Raw genomic sequence first — 17,109 nt, forward strand, 5'->3', positions numbered from 1 at the left:
GCTATTCCACCGTATCGGAAAAACGTTCGATCCGAGCGCCTAAAGCCCGCAGTTTTTCTTCGATCTGCTCATAACCGCGATCAATATGATAAATACGATCTACAACGGTTTCTCCGCTGGCGATACAGCCCGCCAACACCAGACTGACCGAAGCACGCAAATCCGTCGCCATCACTTCCGCACCGGATAAGCGAGCGGTACCGTGGCAAATAGCGGTATTGCCTTCGATTTCCGCCTTACCGCCCATACGGATCAACTCCGGAATGTGCATAAAACGGTTTTCGAAGATGGTTTCGGTAATTATACTGGTACCCTCGGCAACCATATTCAACAGGGTAAACTGAGCCTGCATATCGGTAGGAAAACCCGGATAAGGTGCGGTACGAATATTTACCGCCTTCGGACGATTACCGAACATATCCAGCGTAATGCTGTCTTCCTCAATATCAATCTGCGCCCCGGCCTCACGTAATTTATCAATTACCGCATCCAGAGTATGAGCTTTGGTATTGCGGCACACAATTCTGCCGCCTGAAATCGCTGCGGCGACTAAGAAAGTACCGGTTTCAATTCGGTCCGGAACGATATTATGTTCACAACCGCTCAGATGTTCCACCCCTTCGATACTGATGGTATCCGTACCCGCACCTTCGATTTTCGCTCCCATTTTATTTAGGAACAGCGCAGTATCGGTAATTTCCGGTTCGCGCGCCGCATTTTCGATAACCGTTGTACCTTTTGCCAGAGTAGCGGCAATCATGATGGATAAGGTAGCCCCCACGCTCACTTTTTCCATAACGATACGGGTACCGGTCAAACGTCCGTTCACAAAGGCCTTCACATATCCGTCTTCCAAACTGATTTCCGCCCCCAGGCGCTCCAGTCCGCTAATATGCAGATCCACCGGACGGGCGCCGATGGAACAACCGCCCGGCAATGAAACCTGTCCCTGATTAAAACGGGCGACGAGAGGAGCCAGCGCCCAAATGGAGGCGCGCATGGTTTTTACCAACTCATAAGGTGCGACAAAATGATCGATTTTTGATGCGTCCAGATGCACGGCACCTTCTTCATCACGCATCACCTTAACCCCCAGGCGGCGTAGAATTTCCAAGGTGGTGTCAATATCTTTCAGTGCAGGCACATTGGTTAGCTTGACTGGTTGCTCGGCCAAAATGGCGGCAAACAGAATCGGTAGCGCTGCGTTTTTGGCTCCGGAGATATTCACCGTTCCTTTTAAACGGGATTGCCCGTAAACACGAAATTTTTCCATTTTTTTACCCTGTTTTTTTAATGCGTCATATTCAGCATACGCTCGCGTTTCCATTTTTCAACACTGAAGGTTTTAATGGTCAGTGCATGAATTTCACCGCTGGCAAAATGCGCCATTAAGGGCGCATAAATCGCTTGCTGCTGTTTGACTTTAGATAATGCGGCAATCTCGTCGCTAACGACAATCACACCATAATGGGCGTTTTCACCCTGTACATAAACTTCGTCGGCATTTAATGCCTGTTTTAAAATTCGTTCGATTTCTTGCAGTTCCATTTAAGTTCCCATGAGATTACGCTAGGACGATACCTATATATGGCCTTCTTTAATAAAGGCTTGCAGCCAATCCTTCAGATCATAAAGTTCCGCCAATGTCAGCAGCTGAGAAGGAATGTTTTCAAGCTGTAATTTATATTGCGGCGCTAATCTGCTGCGACATTCGGCGAGAATATCGCAGAATAAGGCGAAACCGGCGGAATCCAACCCCGATAAAGCGGACAGATCGCAGTAAACGTCCTGCTCGCCCTCCCTTATCCGAGCAAATAAAGAAGAACGTTGCCGCCACAAGGGCAGCAACGTATTTCTGGTCAGTTCGCCTTTCAAACCGAAAGCTATTTTATCATTCTTCGAGGTTATCGACCATGTTAAATCTGTCGCTTTATTCATGGATTATTTGCCGAAAGTTACCGGCACTGACGCCGCTTTTTCCACACGGGCGGTCAACGCATCGATACCTTCTTTACGCAACAATGCTCCCCATTCCTGTTTTTTGGTTTCCACCATGCTGACCCCTTCGGCCACCATATCATATACCTGCCACTGACCGGTTTTACTGTTTTTACGCCATTGGAAGTTAAGATTCAACGGCGGCTGGCCGTTTTTCTGAATTAATCTGACTCTGACCGTGGCCTGGCTATCACCGTTCAGCTGCTCTTTCTGCACCTGAATTTCCTGATCGCTGTACAGGGTCAGCGCCTGTGCATAGGCCTGCTCGATAAATTTATCGAATGCGGCGAAAAATTTCTGCCGCTGCTCCGCCGTCGTGGCGCTAAAAGATTTACCCAATACTAAAGAACCGGCGTAGTTTACATGAACATAAGGCATCAGATCCTGGCGTACTAAGGTTCTCAGATAATCGGGCGTCTGTTTAATTTTTGCCTGGTTGGCTTTCATATCGCCGAATAATTTATCTGCCGCCTGTTGAGTCAATGTATAAGGGCTGTCCGCCGCCATCAGACTTTGGGCGGCAAAAAGCGCGGTCATTACCAGCAACAGTTTTGCCAGCCAGTTTCTTATGCTGAATTTAGACATAAATTTCTCCTTCGCTAAATTGTTCTTATTGCTTATTCCGCCGCTTTTTCTGCGCCGGATGCAGTTTTATCTTTATCGCCGTAGAGGAACTGGCCGATCAAATCTTCCAGTACCAGCGCGGATTTAGTATCCGCCACCCGGCTTCCTTCTTTTAACATCGGCGTTTCGCCGTCATCAAAACCGATACTCAGGGCGATATACTGCTCACCCAGTAATCCCGAGGTTTTAATGGATAAGGAACTGTTATCCGGAATTTGATGATATTCTTCGTTAATGGCGAGGGTTACCTGCGGCAGATAGCTTTTTTCGTCCAACGAAATATCCGTTACCCGCCCGACAACTACGCCCCCCACTTTTACCGGTGCACGTACTTTTAGTCCGCCGATATTATCAAAAGTTGCATAAACCTTATAGGATTTCGTTTCGCTGAATCCCTGTACATCGGCTACCTTTAGCCCCATAAAGACCAAGGCGGCAATACCTAATAATAAAAACAGCCCTACCCAAAATTCATATTTAATCGTTTGTCGCATAAAAAACTCACCTAAAATCAACCGCTCTTTTCCGTTCTTCTAGTGTGCAGGAATTAGCCCGCACCGAACATAATAGCGGTCAGAATAAAATCCAGTCCCAGTACCGTTAAGGAAGCGTTCACCACGGTTTTCGTAGTGGCTCGGCTGATACCCTCCGAAGTGGGAATACAATCATAACCGTTAAATAAGGCTATCCAAACCACGGCAAAAGCAAAACATAGGCTTTTAATAAAGCCGTTCAGCAGGTCTTTCGTATCTACGGCGTTTTGCATCACCGACCAAAAGCTGCCGCTGTCTACGCCTTTCCAATCCACACCGATAAGTTGGCCTCCCCAGATACCTATGGCGGTAAAAAGAACCGCCAGTATCGGCATGGAAATTACACCGGCCCAAAAGCGCGGCGCAATCACCCGACGTAAAGGATTAACCGCCATCATCTCCAGGCTGGACAGCTGTTCGGTGGCTTTCATCAAGCCGATTTCCGCAGTTAAAGCGGAACCCGCCCGTCCGGCAAACAACAGCGCCGTAACCACAGGCCCGAGCTCGCGCAATAAAGATAAGGCGACCAGTTGCCCCAAGCTGGTTTCGGCGGCAAAATCAACCAGAATCACATAGCCTTGCAAACCTATAACCATACCGATAAATAAACCGGACAACATCACGATTAGCAAAGACTGTACCCCCAACACATACAGCTGCTTAATCAATAAGGGGAAATGCTTACGCCATTGCGGCCTGCCGATTAAGGCGCCAAACAGCATGATAGCGGCTCGTCCGACAGAACGAACCGAGGCTATTAGCCAAGCGCCCAAAGCGGAAATCAATGTTGTTATCATCCGAATAATTCCTTTGCGTAATCCTGTGCCGGATAATGAAAACTTACCGGGCCGTCTTCTTTCCCCTGCAGGAATTGGATCACCTGCGGGTCTTCACTCTGCAGCAACTGCTGAGCCGTCCCTTCGGCGATAACCCGTTTATCGGCGATAATATAGGCGTAATCGGCAATACTTAACACTTCCTGCACATCGTGCGACACCACGATAGAAGTCAACCCTAATGCCTGATTCAGGCGTTTAATCAAACTGATGATAACCCCCATACTAATGGGATCCTGCCCGGTAAAGGGCTCATCATACATAATAAGTTCCGGATCCAAAGCAATGGTTCGGGCTAGTGCCACCCTTCTTGCCATACCGCCGGACAACTCTGCCGGCATTAAATCCGCCGCACCGCGTAAACCGACCGATTCCAGTTTCATTAATACAATCTGGCGAATCAGGCTTTCCGGTAATTTGGTATGCTCACGAATCGGAAAAGCCACATTATCAAAGGTGGAAATATCGGTAAACAACGCCCCCGATTGAAACAGCATACCCATGCGCTGACGGGTTCGGTATAATTCCGCATCGGACATCCGGCAGATATCCTTCCCCTCAAACAGAATTTCGCCGCTTTGCGGCTGTAACTGCCCGCCGATAAGCTTCAACAAGGTTGTTTTACCAATCCCCGACGGCCCCATGATGGCGGTAATTTCGCCTTTACGTACGCGCAGACTGAGATCCTGGTAAATAGTACGCTCACCGCGTTTAAAAGTGAGATTATTCACTTCTATCAGTCTATCCTCAGCCATTAATGTTCCGTTCTCCCTTGGGTTGGAAATATAAATCAGGGATATTCCATGAATTTTCCTCCGATGTCAAAGTTTTCCTGCGATTTTATGTGATAAATATCACATTTTCTCCGCTTCCGAAATTTCCTAAGGAAATAGCAAGAAATTCGCCTTTTCGTTACTATTCGTTACTAAAAACCCAGTTTGCGCCCCTATACAGGGAGAAAAAGCCGTGAAAAATCTTACCGCACTTTGCATATTCCGCTGAAATTTATGCTATTATTCCGCCCTATTATTAGTCATGCGAGCTGAATTTATTTATGAATATTCGCTGGAATATCTTTCTTGCGGTGATCCTACTGGTGTTACTAAGCTGGTTCTATACGCTGCACCGGGAGCAACCGGATTTAAGCGAACTGATCAAAGCGCCGGAAAGTCCGGAATATATCGGCCGAAAAATGGAAACCACGGTATTTTCTCCCACCGGTCGGAAACAATATCTTGCGATTTCCGAACAGGTGGAATATTTCGCACAGGACGGACGTACGGAATTTCACCGTCCCATAGTATATGTACTGGAAGAAACCCGAAACAGCCCGGATTCCGCGATGGGTCAAAGTTGGAAGCTCAGCGCAGATAAAGCTACGCTGAGCAAAAACAATATGCTGAACCTAGATGGCAATGTTATCGCTCAAAGTTTGCTGGCAGACTCCCGTTTACAGCGAGTCGAAACCGAACGTGCAACGGTAAACCTAACGACACAGGATATCAGTTCTGATACAATGGCGAAAATTAACGGTCTGAACTTTACCAGTTCGGGTCGGAAACTGACGGGCAATTTAAAACAACAGGTCGCGACCCTGAAAGAACAGGTGAAAACACATTATGAAATCAGTAACCAATAATATTATTCTCGGCACCCTGCTGGCCTCCGTTTCACTGGCCGCTTCGGCATTAAAAGAAGATACCAATCAGCCGATTAATATCGTTTCGGACAATCAATCTCTGGATATGAATAACAGTGTCGTAACCTTTACCGATAACGTCGTAATAACTCAGGGGTCGATTCTGATTAAAGCCAATAAAGTTATCATCACCCGTCCGCCGCAGGACTCCGGAAAAAAAGAAACCGTCGAAGCTTTCGGCACACCGGTAACTTTCCATCAGCTGATGGATGACGGCAAACCCGCCGATGGCCGCGCAAACCGAGTCTTCTATGATTTAGGCAAAGAATTCGTTACGCTGACCGGTAATGCCCAGTTAAAACAACTGGACAGCACCGTTGACGGCGAAGTGATTACCTATGATGTCAAAAAGCAACAGCTGAAAGCCAATAGCGGAGCAAAGGGCAGAGTCAAAACCGTATTGATTCCGTCCCAGTTAAATCAGCATAAAAAATAATCGGGATTTTTCATATGTCAATTCTTTATGCGGAAAACCTGGCCAAGAGCTATAAAAGCCGTCAGGTGGTTTCCGATGTCAGTTTTAAGGTTTGTTCCAATGAAATCGTCGGTTTACTCGGCCCGAACGGTGCGGGTAAAACCACCTCTTTTTATATGGTGGTCGGTCTGGTTCGTCATGATCAGGGAAAAATCCGTATTGATGAGGAAGATATCAGCCTGCTGCCGATGCACAACCGTGCCAGTAAAGGTATCGGCTATCTGCCGCAGGAAGCCTCCATCTTCCGCCGTCTGAGCGTCTACGACAACCTCATGGCGGTATTGGAAATCCGTAAGGATCTTAACCGTCAACAGCAAAAAGAGCGCGCCGAACAGCTAATCGAAGAATTCAATATCGGACATATTCGGGATAATTCCGGCCAGTCCTTATCCGGCGGTGAGCGGCGGAGAGTAGAAATCGCCCGAGCATTGGCGGCAAATCCGAAATTTATTTTGCTGGACGAACCCTTTGCCGGTGTCGATCCTATTTCCGTTATCGACATCAAAAAAATCATTATGGACTTACGCGATCGCGGTTTAGGGGTACTGATTACCGATCATAATGTACGGGAAACTCTGGACGTCTGTGAACGGGCCTATATTGTTAGCGCAGGAAAAATGATTGCTACAGGTACCCCAAACCAGATTATGAATGACGAGCACGTAAAACGCGTGTATCTGGGAGAACAGTTCAAGCTGTAATCCGACGGTAAAAGCTATGATAAAATTCAGCGCATTACTTGCGCCCGAAAATATTCGCCAAGGTGTCGTCTGCTCCAGTAAAAAACGCGTACTGGAAATGATCGGACACATTGTGGCGCAACAGCAACAGACGGAAATAAAAAGCATTGATGAAATTCAATGCTTTGAAAATTTATGCAGCCGGGAAAAACTGGGAAATACCTCGTTGGGTAACGGCGTAGCTATTCCGCGCGCTAAACTGCCGGAAGGAAATGAAGCCTGTGCCGTATTTTTGCAACTGGCTTCCCCTATTGATTATGACAGTGCGGACAAACGGGAAATCGATCTGATTTTCGCTTTGCTGATTCCGGAAAATCGTTGTGCCGAATATACCGAAATACTGCCCGAACTGGCGGAAAAACTGTCGGATAAAAATCTGTGCAAGCAGTTACGGAATGCGCAAAGCGCCGATGAAATCCGGCAAATTTTCGATTATGCGGACAGCTATCTGCAGGAACAAAAACAAGCGCAGAACGAAGAAGCTCCCCTTACCGGGAAATAACCCGTTGCGCTAAGCTATAGCTAAAGGTGAATTATGGAACTTATCATTATCAGCGGTCGCTCCGGCGCCGGTAAATCCGTTGCCTTAAGTGCGTTGGAAGATATAGGTTACTATTGTGTCGACAACCTGCCCGTAGCGCTGTTGCCGCAACTGGCGGATATTTTATCGCGCACCCAGTCCTCCGCCGTTATCAGCCTGGATATCCGTAATCTTCCCGATTCCCCCGAGCTATTGGATCAAATGCTCAATCAGCTGCAAAACCAACATCAGATAAAAATTATTTTTATTGATGCCGATCGTTCCACCCTTATCCGGCGCTATAGCGATTCGCGCCGTCTGCACCCGCTGTCGGTTAAAGATCTCTCCCTAAGTGCGGCAATCGATGAAGAAAGTAAATTCCTGGAACCTCTGGTACAGCAGGCCAACCTGATTATAGATACCTCGGAATTATCCAGCCATGCTCTGGCGGAACGGCTACGTGAATTTCTGCGCGGCGATGCGGGCAAAGAACTGAAGATTACGGTGGAATCTTTCGGCTTTAAATACGGAATCCCGTTAGATGCCGACTATGTATTTGATGTTCGTTTCTTACCTAACCCTCATTGGGATCCTGCGCTACGCCCGATGACCGGGCTGGATAAACCCGTTGCGGATTTTCTGGCAAGTCATACCGAAGTGCATAACTTCATTTATCTGACCCGTAATTATATCGATACCTGGTTACCGCAGCTGGAGCAGAATAATCGCAGCTATCTGACCATCGCCATCGGCTGCACCGGCGGTAAACATCGCTCCGTTTATATTGCACAGCAACTCGGCGAATATTTTCAGGCCAAGGGGAAAAAGGTTAAAATTCAGCACAAATCCCTGGAACATCATAAAAAATCCGATCCGGCTTAAGCCAGCTTAACCCGAGATCAACCTCAGTTCTCGGTTTCCACTTCAAGTACAAGGCTGAGTAACCGTCCCTGCTGCAGGCGGGTTCGGATCTTATCTCCCTCTTTCACCTGTGCCGCAGTACTGATCCCTCTTCCCGCCTCATCTAAGGTAACGGAATAACCGCGCGCCAAAATTTTTAACGGACTGAGTCCGTCCAGTTTGCCGCACAGTAAAGCTAATTTATTCCGCTCTTCAGCCAATATTTTCTCTCCCAAAAAGTTCACACGGGTTTGTAACAGAGAAATCCTTTCCTGCCCCTTGCCCATATAATAAGGCAGCGGATTATTGTACAAACGCCGCGAAAGTGCGGTCATTTGCAGCGACTTTTTTTCCCGCAGGCGTTCGAAATTAAGCTGTAGAAGGCGTTGCAGGCGCTGTATTTGCTGTTGCCGTAAAGCCAGCTGGGTCTGCGGATGACGCTGGCGTAAGCGCAGTAACAGATGATTAAGATGCCGCTGTTGCGCTTCGCACAAATAATCCATCGCCCGTTCCAAGCGCTGCCTACGATCCTTCAGGCGCTGCAATAGCTCCGCCTGGTTACGGCTAACCAATTCTGCGGCGGCGGAAGGTGTGGGCGCACGCACATCGGCGACGAAATCCATAATGGTTACATCGGTTTCATGTCCGACGGCGCTAATCACAGGTAATACGGAAGCAAAAACGGCTCGCGCCACGATTTCCTGGTTAAAGCACCAAAGATCTTCCAGAGAACCGCCGCCTCTCCCTACAATTAGCACATCCGTTTCCCGCCGTTTATTGGCCAGCTCGATCATAGCGGCAATCTCCTCCGCCGCTTCTGTTCCCTGAACCGCGGTCGGATAAATCACAATCTTCAGGCTCGGATCGCGACGCTGTAGAATATGCAGTATATCCTGTAAAGCAGCGCCTGTTCGCGAGGTGATAATTCCGACGCTTTTGGCAAACTGCGGTAAAGTTTTCTTCAGATTATGCGCAAACAGCCCTTCCGCCGCCAGTTTCATTTTCAGCTGCTCAAACTGTTGCTGCAGTAAACCCTCACCGGCGGGACGCATACTTTCGATAATCAGCTGATAATCTCCGCGCGGTTCATACAGACTTACGGAAGCTCTCACCAGCACCTGCATACCATTATGGGGTTTAAAGCCTACGCGCAGATTCTTCATACGAAACATGGCACAGCGTACCTGGGCGCTTTCATCTTTCAGCGTTAGGTACCAATGTCCGGATACCGGCTGAGAAAAATTAGAAATTTCACCCGTCAGCCATACTAAGCCTATTTGTTGCTCCAGTAACTGACGTACGTTCTGATTCAGTCGGGTAACCGAATAAATATTTTCACCCTGCATTTTTCTCTTCCATCTGCGCTATCCGCCATAGCGGGCAATAGCTATTCGTCCAACAGCAACCAACCGTCATCCAGCCAGTTACACAGGCTGTCCAACAACAGGAACTTTTCGCTTTCGGCATCAATACTCCCCTGCTGTGGCAGCGCTAAATCCTGAAGATCTAGGCTTTCGCCGTCGGCAAGGCGCTTTAATATTTCCGCTTCGCAAGGACGCAGTTCGTCCAGCCATTCGCCATTGGCATAAATCCGCAGCGGCGCCTCGCTATACACCAATTTACAGTTATTGTCCTGCACCAGGCGAGCCCCCTGTTGCAACAGCTCAAGTACCTCTTCCGGCATCATCATTTCGTCGGTGGGCTGTATTTCATAGCGCCGGCTACTCACCGCACAAGCCGCAGCTTGGCGGAATAACTGATCAAAAGCTTCGGACTCCGCCATTGCGCTCAGTAACTGTTGTTTCATTGCCGTAACCATCGCCTCGTCCAGTTTTCCGGTTTTCTGTTGCGGCGGGGTGAGGCGTAACGGAATATTAAATTCACTTAAATTAATCTCCGGATTCTGATGGCGGAAGCCCTGTTGAATCTGCTCGAGCAAATCCAGCATATTCGGGTAACGCAATCCGAAAGAAAAGGTCAAACAATCGTCCTGTGCCACGCCGTAATGAGATAAACGGGAAGGTATATACAGGATATCACCGGGCGCCATTACCTCGTCCATAACCAGTTCGCCCATATCATCAAAAATTCGAATCGGTTGATCGGGCTTAAACTCGGTGGAAGGATCGCACCATTTGCCCAACTGCCAGCGCCGATGGCCGTACCCCTGCACCAGAAACACATCATATTCGTCATAATGTTTGCCCACCGAACCGCCTTGCGGCGCATAAGACACCATAATATCATCGCGTTGCCACTGCGGAATAAAACCGAAACGATTCCAAAGCGCCCCCAGTTCCGGCGACCATTGTTCCATATTCTGCACCAACACCGACCAATGTGCCGGTAATTCGGCAAAGTCCGTTGCGCTAAGAGGGCTCAGGGATAAGCGCCAGTCGTCATCCGCGTATTGTTTTAGTAAACGGGCGGTAACCCCTTCATCTTGCGCAAGCTGAATGATATCTACAGGTTCGAAGCGACCGATAATTTCAGGTAAGCCGTTACGAATCAGCAAAGGTTTTTTCTGCCAATAATCACGTAGAAAGACTTCCGCACTAATATGCGACGGTAAACAAAACTGCATACTTACTTAATTCTCCTCTTCTATTTCCGCTGCCGGGCTGCGGCTCTCGCGCTTTTTCTTCGCTTGCCCTTTTTTCTCTTCCGTTTTTTTCTCTTCCGCAGCCTTCTGCTGCTGAGCGGCACGCTGCCGACGGATTTCTTTCGGGTCGGCCAGTAACGGGCGATAGATTTCGATGCGATCACCCTCATTCAATACATCATTCAGTTTGGCCGGACGGCTGAATATTCCCACTTTATTCTCACGCAAATCAATATCGCCGTACTGTTGCAAAATGCCCGATTGTAAAATGGCGCTCTGTACGGTGGTGCCCTCCTCCATCAGGAAGGATTTAAGGTAATAGCGATGGGGAAAGGCATAGGCAATTTCAATACGAATCTGAGCCATAACATCCTCTTAACTGCGTTGCTTATTTTCACACAGGCGCTATTATAGCGAAAAAACGGACTTGAAATAAGGAAAGAATCATGAACTGGCTGGGCTTTGCATTAGCCTCTGCATTTTTTGCCGGATTAACCGCCATCTTAGGAAAATTAGGCGTAGAAGGCATGAATAGTAACCTCGCAACCCTAATCAGAACGGTTGTGGTATTATTGGTGTCCGCCGGTATCGTTACCCTGCGCAACCAATGGCAATTACCTCAGCATATTGCCGCCAAACCCTTTACTTTTTTGATTTTGTCCGGTATCGCCACCGGACTTTCTTGGCTGTGTTACTACCGCGCCCTACAGTTGGCGCCGGCCTCTTGGGTTGCGCCCATTGATAAACTCAGTGTGGTGGTCGCTATTATCTTAGGCGTACTGATATTGGGCGAACCCATCAGTATGAAACTTATTATAGGCTCCCTTCTGATTATTTCCGGAGTCTTGGTTCTTGCGCTTTAAACTATATTATGAAAAAACTAATTACCCTTTTGTTTGCACGCCGTAAAAAACGGGAGCAGGATTTATCTCGTATCCGCTCGGTTATCCTAAAGCCCATCGGTGATGCAATCGGCGACGCCATTGTACATACGGCGCATCTGCGCCAATTAAAACAAGCCTATCCCGGTTTAAAAACCGCCGTACTGGTAAGCGCGCGTAACCGCGAAATCTTCGCTCGTTCCGGCGTAGTTGACCAATTATTGCCGGATAAGTGGTTCACCTACCTGAGCCAGCGTAACCGCTGGCAACTCTATTTGGACTTTATGCCGACCTTCACATCCCGTTCCATTATCCTGGACTGGCTGCTGAAGCCTGAAATTCTGATTAATTTCGGTAAGAAAGATAAAAAACATTATAATCTGAACAGCGTCAGAAACTATGATTTCAGCACCGCACTGAGCAATGATATTCATATTAAGGATTATCTGAACCAATCGGTGCTACGTCCCTTTATTCCCCGGAAAGTCAGCTACTTCTTGCATATTTCCGCAAGCGAACGCCGCAATGCCGAGCGCCTCTGGCGGAAGGGTAAGCTACGTCTGCTGCTATGTCCGCAAGGCAGCACCCGCCGAATACCGCCGGCGGAAATTATCGAGCTGTTAAGCCGCTTACCCTCGCCTATGCTCGAACGACTGGACCTGGTGCTAAGCGCCAATCCGATAGACAGCACCTATTCGGCGGCGGCCGAACAAGCGGGCCTATTGTTGCGGGAAGCACCGCCGGCCCCTTTATTCGAATATTTTGCCCTTATTGACAGTGCGGATATCGTGCTTGCCGTTGATGCCGGCGGCGTGCATATCGCTTGTGCATTACAAAAGCCGCTACTGGCATTTTATGCCAACTGTCCGTCTAATATTTATAAATGGGCGCCTAATCTCAATATTGCCGCCGAAGATGCGCTCACTCTAATCAGTTCTCTGCCGCCGTCCGAACATTCCAATCAGACCTGCGGTTTCGCCCTAGAGGAGGCGGTCGAATGGCTACAGGCACAAATTGAAAAACGCCTGCCGAAAGAATCCTGCGATTGAGCCGAGCACACTTTTCCGTTACAATATGCCACTATTTTTTATCGGTTTGAAAAGCAAAAATCAATGTCTGAAATTAAATTAATCGTGGGGCTGGGAAATCCCGGCGCCAAATATGAAGATACCCGTCATAATGCGGGTGAATGGCTGATTACGCGTTTATCCCGCCGTTTTAATTTCAGTCTGAAAGAAGAAAACAAATTCTTCGGTAAAACCGCCAGAAGCATAATTCAAGGCCAGGAAGTACGCTTTTTAATACCGACCACTTTTATGAATCTAAGCGGGAAAGCCGTAGGCGCGCTAGCTTCGTTTTACCGTATTGCGCCGGAACAGATTCTGGTGCTGCACGACGAATTGGATCTGCCTCCCGGTACGGCAAAATTTAAACTTGGCGGCGGCCACGGTGGACATAACGGCTTAAAGGATATTATCGCTCAGCTCGGCAATAATAAAAATTTCTATCGACTACGTATCGGGATCGGTCATCCCGGCGATAAAAATCTGGTTGCCGCCTATGTGCTGAATAAGCCTCCCGCAACGGATCTGCAAGCCATTGATAAAGCGCTGAATGAAGCCGAAGACTGTATCGAGCTGATGTTTACCAGTAATATCTCGAAAGCGACGAACAGATTAAACGCTTTCAGTGCCTGAGCAATGCTGATAGCCCTTTATAAATAAAATCGAGCGAGGCGCGGCGCCTCCTAACACAAAAAAGGAAAATTTATGGGATTTAAATGCGGTATTGTCGGTTTGCCGAATGTGGGTAAATCAACATTATTCAACGCCTTAACCAAAGCCGGTATCGAAGCGGCAAACTATCCGTTCTGTACCATTGAGCCCAATACCGGTGTGGTACCTATGCCGGATCCTCGCCTGGACGCCTTAGCCGAAATCGTAAAACCGGAGCGTGTATTGCCTACCACCATGGAATTCGTTGATATTGCCGGCTTGGTGGCAGGCGCCAGCAAAGGCGAAGGCTTAGGGAATAAATTCCTGGCCAATATCCGCGAAACCGATGCCATAGGTCATGTGGTTCGTTGCTTTGAAAATGACGATATCGTCCATGTAGCGGGAAAAATCGATCCCGCCGAGGATATAGATACCATCAATACGGAATTGGCGTTAGCGGATCTGGACAGCTGCGAAAGAGCCATTCAGCGTTTACAAAAACGGGCGAAAGGCGGCGATAAAGAAGCAAAATTCGAATTATCCGTTATGGAAAAAATCCTGCCGGTACTGGAAAATGCGGGAATGATCCGTTCTATCGGCCTGGATAAAGAAGAGCTGCAGGCGATTAAAAGCTACAATTTCCTTACCCTCAAACCGACCATGTATATTGCCAATGTCAATGAAGAGGGCTTTGAAAATAACCCTTATCTGGATCGGGTACGGGAAATTGCCGAACAAGAAGGCGCAGTAGTAGTACCTGTATGTGCCGCTATCGAGTCTGAAATCGCCGAACTTGAAGAAGATGAAAAAGTGGAATTTCTACAGGATCTGGGTATCGAAGAACCGGGTCTGAATCGTGTTATCCGAGCCGGTTATGCTTTATTGAATCTGCAAACCTACTTTACCGCCGGCGTCAAAGAAGTGCGGGCTTGGACGGTTTCCGTCGGCGCTACCGCACCTAAGGCCGCGGCCGTAATCCATACGGATTTTGAAAAAGGCTTTATCCGCGCCGAAGTAATCGCCTATGAGGACTTTATCCGTTATCAGGGTGAAAACGGCGCAAAAGAAGCCGGGAAATGGCGCCTGGAAGGAAAGGACTATATCGTGCAGGACGGCGATGTCATGCACTTCCGTTTTAACGTATAATACAGCTACCCGTTCCGACTCACCGCATTTGCTAAAAAAAGTGCGGTGTTTTTTTAACCCTTTTTCTGATCCGCTTATCCATAGCGGTAGCAAAGGAGAATAATATGGCAATTATGATTCTTGACGGTGGTATGGGGCGCGAATTAGCCCGTCGCAACGCGCCTTTTCGTCAACCCGAATGGTCGGCGTTGGCCTTATATGAGGATCCCCAAGCCGTGCAGTCCGTACATGAGGATTTTATCCGCAGCGGCGCACAGCTGATTACCACCAACAGCTATGCCCTGGTTCCCTTTCATATCGGCGAGCAACGTTTCCGCGCCGATGCCGCCGCACTGGCCGATTTAGCCGGCCGTTTGGCGCAAAATGCCGTGCGCAATACGGAAAGTTCGGTAAAAATCGCCGCTTCGCTACCGCCTTTGTTCGGATCTTACCGTCCGGATTTATTCGAACCGGAACGGGTGCGCGAAATCGCACAACCTATTATCCACGGACTTTCCCCCTATGTAGACCTATGGCTATGCGAAACTCAAAGCAGCATTATCGAGCCGCTAATGGTAAAAGAACTGCTCGGCGACGATCGGCCGTTTTGGGTATCCTTCACCTTGGAAGACGAAAATCCGGATGAGGTGCCTTGCCTGCGTTCCGGCGAACGGGTACAAACGGCAGTGGAAAAAATGGCGGAATCCGGCGTAGCGGCGATTCTATTCAACTGCTGTCAGCCGGAAGTCATCGAACAGGCGATAAAAGTAACTAAAGCCACATTGGAACAAATCGGGCGTACGGATATTACTATCGGCGCCTATGCCAACGCCTTCCCGCCGCAATCGAAAGAAGCCACCGCCAATGACGGACTGGACGAAATCCGCCGGGATCTTGATCCCCAAGCCTATTTAAACTGGGCGCAAAAATGGATTGATGCCGGCGCCGGCATGGTGGGCGGTTGCTGCGGCATCGGCCCCGAACATATTAGGGTACTGGCGGAGAATTTAAAAGATACCCACAGGGAAGCCTCGGATGTCGAATAAAAAAATCGGGCTTATTTCACTCACCGCACTGGTACTGAGTTCGATGATAGGTTCCGGAATTTTCAGTCTGCCGCAAAATATGGCGGCGGTCGCGGGAGCGAAAGCACTGATTATCGGTTGGCTGATTACCGGCGTAGGAATTATTTTCCTCGGCCTGTCTTTCTTTTATATTTCACGTTTACGCCCCGAGCTTGACGGCGGTATCTACACCTATGCAAGGGAAGGATTCGGCGAGCTGGTGGGCTTTCTGTCCGCCTGGGGCTACTGGTTATGCGCCACTATCGGTATCGTCGGCTATCTGGTGGTCGCCTTTGAAGGCATAGGGACCTTTACCGACAGCCCGCAGCGAATTATTTTCGGGCAGGGTAATACCCTACCTTCCTTTATCGGCGCTTCCCTTATCGTCTGGCTGGTACATGCGCTAATTGCCCGCGGGGTCAAAGAAGCGGCTTCGGTAAATCTGGCGGCAACGCTGGTAAAAACCTTTCCGCTGATTCTGTTTATCCTTTTGGCCCTGTATTATTTTTCCCCCGCCACCTTCAACCATGATATTAATGGCGATAGCATAGGGCGCCCTGTCGGCGAACAGGTGAAAAACACCATGCTGATAACCCTATGGGTATTTACCGGGGTGGAAGGGGCTTCCGTACTGTCCGCCCACGCACGTAACAAAAGCGATGTGGGTTTGGCCACGGTACTCGGCATTCTAATCGCCCTGGCCCTGTATGTTGCCATTACCCTGCTTTCTCTCGGTATTCTGCCGCGCGAAACCATCGCCCCTATGGCAAACCCTTCAATGGCCGCTTTATTGGAAGCTATGATAGGCTCCGGCGGCAGTCTGCTGATTACCTTCTGTCTGATTGTTTCGGTGCTGGCGTCCTATATCAGTTGGACGATGTATTCGGCCGAAGTTCCTTATCGCGGTGCCAAAAACGGGGCCTTTCCGAAAATACTGGATAAATTGAATCAAAACGGCACGCCGATTAATTCCTTATGGTTTACCGGTTTTATCGTTCAATTCTGCCTGCTGCTGGTGCTGCTGACCGGAAAAAGCTACAACACCCTGCTGTTGATTTCCACCTCCATGATCCTGATTCCTTATTTTCTGATCGGTGCCTATTTGGTAAAGCTCTCTTTCCGCCAAAACAGCCCTATGCGGATTAAACTGACGGGAATTATCGCTTCGCTCTACGGTTTATGGATTATCTATGCGGCAGGATTGGAATACTTATTGCTTTCCGTGCTGCTGTATATGCCGGGCATCCTCTTATTTCTGTATTCGCGCTACCGACACCAAAGCGGAATCTTGAATCTGAAGGGCGGAGAAAAAGCCCTGCTGCTGATAATTGCAGCTCTGTTCGCTTATGCTCTTTACCGCCTGCCCGCCTTATTGAGCTGATCTTGATGCAAAAAGC

Annotated in this window: 21 protein-coding genes; 11 read left to right on the forward strand and 10 right to left on the reverse strand. The window is 48.6% G+C overall.

Annotated elements, in window-relative coordinates:
- Position 1 precedes the first annotated feature (1 nt).
- The 7 genes from murA to EDC45_RS04870 are packed head-to-tail and all read right to left on the reverse strand — an operon-like array spanning position 2 to position 4,746.
- Positions 2 to 1,273: a UDP-N-acetylglucosamine 1-carboxyvinyltransferase gene (gene murA / locus EDC45_RS04840; protein WP_133544035.1), complete on the reverse strand. Its 1,272-nt coding sequence runs from the start codon at positions 1,271 to 1,273 to the stop codon at positions 2 to 4.
- A 17-nt stretch (positions 1,274 to 1,290) separates the two neighbouring features.
- Positions 1,291 to 1,548, reverse strand: coding sequence for a BolA family protein (locus tag EDC45_RS04845; RefSeq protein WP_133544037.1), 258 nt, complete (start codon positions 1,546 to 1,548; stop codon positions 1,291 to 1,293).
- Between the two features lie 33 nt (positions 1,549 to 1,581).
- Positions 1,582 to 1,938: an STAS domain-containing protein gene (locus EDC45_RS04850; protein ID WP_133544039.1), complete on the reverse strand. Its 357-nt coding sequence runs from the start codon at positions 1,936 to 1,938 to the stop codon at positions 1,582 to 1,584.
- Positions 1,939 to 1,941: 3 nt separating this feature from the next.
- Positions 1,942 to 2,583, reverse strand: coding sequence for a phospholipid-binding protein MlaC (mlaC, locus tag EDC45_RS04855; RefSeq protein ID WP_133544041.1), 642 nt, complete (start codon positions 2,581 to 2,583; stop codon positions 1,942 to 1,944).
- A 32-nt stretch (positions 2,584 to 2,615) separates the two neighbouring features.
- Positions 2,616 to 3,116, reverse strand: coding sequence for an outer membrane lipid asymmetry maintenance protein MlaD (gene mlaD / locus EDC45_RS04860; RefSeq protein ID WP_133544043.1), 501 nt, complete (start codon positions 3,114 to 3,116; stop codon positions 2,616 to 2,618).
- Between the two features lie 53 nt (positions 3,117 to 3,169).
- Positions 3,170 to 3,952 carry a lipid asymmetry maintenance ABC transporter permease subunit MlaE gene (gene mlaE, locus EDC45_RS04865; protein ID WP_133544045.1) on the reverse strand — a complete coding sequence of 261 codons (783 nt, stop codon included), beginning with the start codon at positions 3,950 to 3,952 and terminating at the stop codon, positions 3,170 to 3,172.
- The gene (locus EDC45_RS04870; protein ID WP_133544047.1) at positions 3,949 to 4,746 is read right to left on the reverse strand and encodes an ATP-binding cassette domain-containing protein; all 798 of its coding nucleotides are present in this window, start codon (positions 4,744 to 4,746) and stop codon (positions 3,949 to 3,951) included. The genes mlaE and EDC45_RS04870 overlap by 4 nt, the downstream gene beginning before the upstream one ends.
- 299 nt (positions 4,747 to 5,045) lie before the next feature.
- Between EDC45_RS04870 and lptC the strand changes: the two genes are divergently transcribed.
- From lptC to rapZ, 5 genes are read left to right on the forward strand one after another with little or no spacing between them, the layout of a single operon-like run.
- Positions 5,046 to 5,630 carry an LPS export ABC transporter periplasmic protein LptC gene (gene lptC / locus EDC45_RS04875; RefSeq protein WP_133544049.1) on the forward strand — a complete coding sequence of 195 codons (585 nt, stop codon included), beginning with the start codon at positions 5,046 to 5,048 and terminating at the stop codon, positions 5,628 to 5,630.
- Positions 5,611 to 6,126 (forward strand): lipopolysaccharide transport periplasmic protein LptA, encoded by a 516-nt coding sequence (gene lptA, locus EDC45_RS04880; protein WP_133544051.1) that lies wholly within the window; start codon positions 5,611 to 5,613, stop codon positions 6,124 to 6,126. The genes lptC and lptA overlap by 20 nt, the downstream gene beginning before the upstream one ends.
- Positions 6,127 to 6,140: 14 nt before the next feature.
- Complete coding sequence (gene lptB, locus EDC45_RS04885) at positions 6,141 to 6,866, forward strand: LPS export ABC transporter ATP-binding protein (RefSeq protein ID WP_133544053.1); 726 nt, start codon at positions 6,141 to 6,143, stop codon at positions 6,864 to 6,866.
- A 16-nt stretch (positions 6,867 to 6,882) separates the two neighbouring features.
- On the forward strand, positions 6,883 to 7,407 hold the full coding sequence (gene ptsN / locus EDC45_RS04890; protein ID WP_133544055.1) for a PTS IIA-like nitrogen regulatory protein PtsN: 525 nt from the start codon (positions 6,883 to 6,885) through the stop codon (positions 7,405 to 7,407).
- A gap of 33 nt (positions 7,408 to 7,440) precedes the next feature.
- Positions 7,441 to 8,307, forward strand: a complete 867-nt coding sequence (rapZ, locus tag EDC45_RS04895) for an RNase adapter RapZ (RefSeq protein ID WP_133544057.1) — start codon at positions 7,441 to 7,443, stop codon at positions 8,305 to 8,307.
- Positions 8,308 to 8,330: 23 nt separating this feature from the next.
- On the opposite strand, the gene xseA is transcribed toward rapZ, so the two are convergent.
- Genes xseA through EDC45_RS04910 form a run of 3 tightly spaced genes read right to left on the reverse strand, consistent with a single transcriptional unit; the run spans position 8,331 to position 11,293 of the window.
- A complete protein-coding gene (gene xseA, locus EDC45_RS04900) occupies positions 8,331 to 9,671 on the reverse strand; it encodes an exodeoxyribonuclease VII large subunit (RefSeq protein ID WP_133544059.1) in 1,341 nt (446 codons plus the stop codon).
- Positions 9,672 to 9,712: 41 nt separating this feature from the next.
- Complete coding sequence (locus EDC45_RS04905; protein ID WP_133544061.1) at positions 9,713 to 10,909, reverse strand: ribosomal protein uL16 3-hydroxylase; 1,197 nt, start codon at positions 10,907 to 10,909, stop codon at positions 9,713 to 9,715.
- Between the two features lie 6 nt (positions 10,910 to 10,915).
- The gene (locus EDC45_RS04910) at positions 10,916 to 11,293 is read right to left on the reverse strand and encodes an RnfH family protein (protein ID WP_133544063.1); all 378 of its coding nucleotides are present in this window, start codon (positions 11,291 to 11,293) and stop codon (positions 10,916 to 10,918) included.
- A gap of 80 nt (positions 11,294 to 11,373) precedes the next feature.
- On the opposite strand from EDC45_RS04910, the gene EDC45_RS04915 reads away from it, so the two are divergent.
- The 6 genes from EDC45_RS04915 to EDC45_RS04940 all read left to right on the forward strand — a co-directional run bounded on the left by EDC45_RS04915 (position 11,374) and on the right by EDC45_RS04940 (position 17,093).
- Positions 11,374 to 11,790 (forward strand): EamA family transporter, encoded by a 417-nt coding sequence (locus EDC45_RS04915; RefSeq protein WP_133544065.1) that lies wholly within the window; start codon positions 11,374 to 11,376, stop codon positions 11,788 to 11,790.
- Positions 11,791 to 11,798: 8 nt separating this feature from the next.
- Positions 11,799 to 12,857 (forward strand): glycosyltransferase family 9 protein, encoded by a 1,059-nt coding sequence (locus tag EDC45_RS04920; protein ID WP_133544067.1) that lies wholly within the window; start codon positions 11,799 to 11,801, stop codon positions 12,855 to 12,857.
- Between the two features lie 63 nt (positions 12,858 to 12,920).
- A complete protein-coding gene (gene pth, locus EDC45_RS04925) occupies positions 12,921 to 13,505 on the forward strand; it encodes an aminoacyl-tRNA hydrolase (protein ID WP_133544069.1) in 585 nt (194 codons plus the stop codon).
- Positions 13,506 to 13,577: 72 nt separating this feature from the next.
- Positions 13,578 to 14,669 (forward strand): redox-regulated ATPase YchF, encoded by a 1,092-nt coding sequence (gene ychF / locus EDC45_RS04930; RefSeq protein ID WP_133544071.1) that lies wholly within the window; start codon positions 13,578 to 13,580, stop codon positions 14,667 to 14,669.
- Positions 14,670 to 14,773: 104 nt separating this feature from the next.
- Positions 14,774 to 15,694, forward strand: coding sequence for a homocysteine S-methyltransferase family protein (locus EDC45_RS04935; protein ID WP_133544073.1), 921 nt, complete (start codon positions 14,774 to 14,776; stop codon positions 15,692 to 15,694).
- Complete coding sequence (locus EDC45_RS04940; protein WP_133544075.1) at positions 15,684 to 17,093, forward strand: basic amino acid/polyamine antiporter; 1,410 nt, start codon at positions 15,684 to 15,686, stop codon at positions 17,091 to 17,093. Before EDC45_RS04935 ends, EDC45_RS04940 begins: the two co-directional genes overlap by 11 nt.
- Positions 17,094 to 17,109 lie beyond the last annotated feature (16 nt).

The sequence above is a fragment of the Mesocricetibacter intestinalis genome (genome assembly GCF_004363295.1).
Taxonomy (GTDB): Bacteria; Pseudomonadota; Gammaproteobacteria; order Enterobacterales; family Pasteurellaceae; genus Mesocricetibacter; species Mesocricetibacter intestinalis.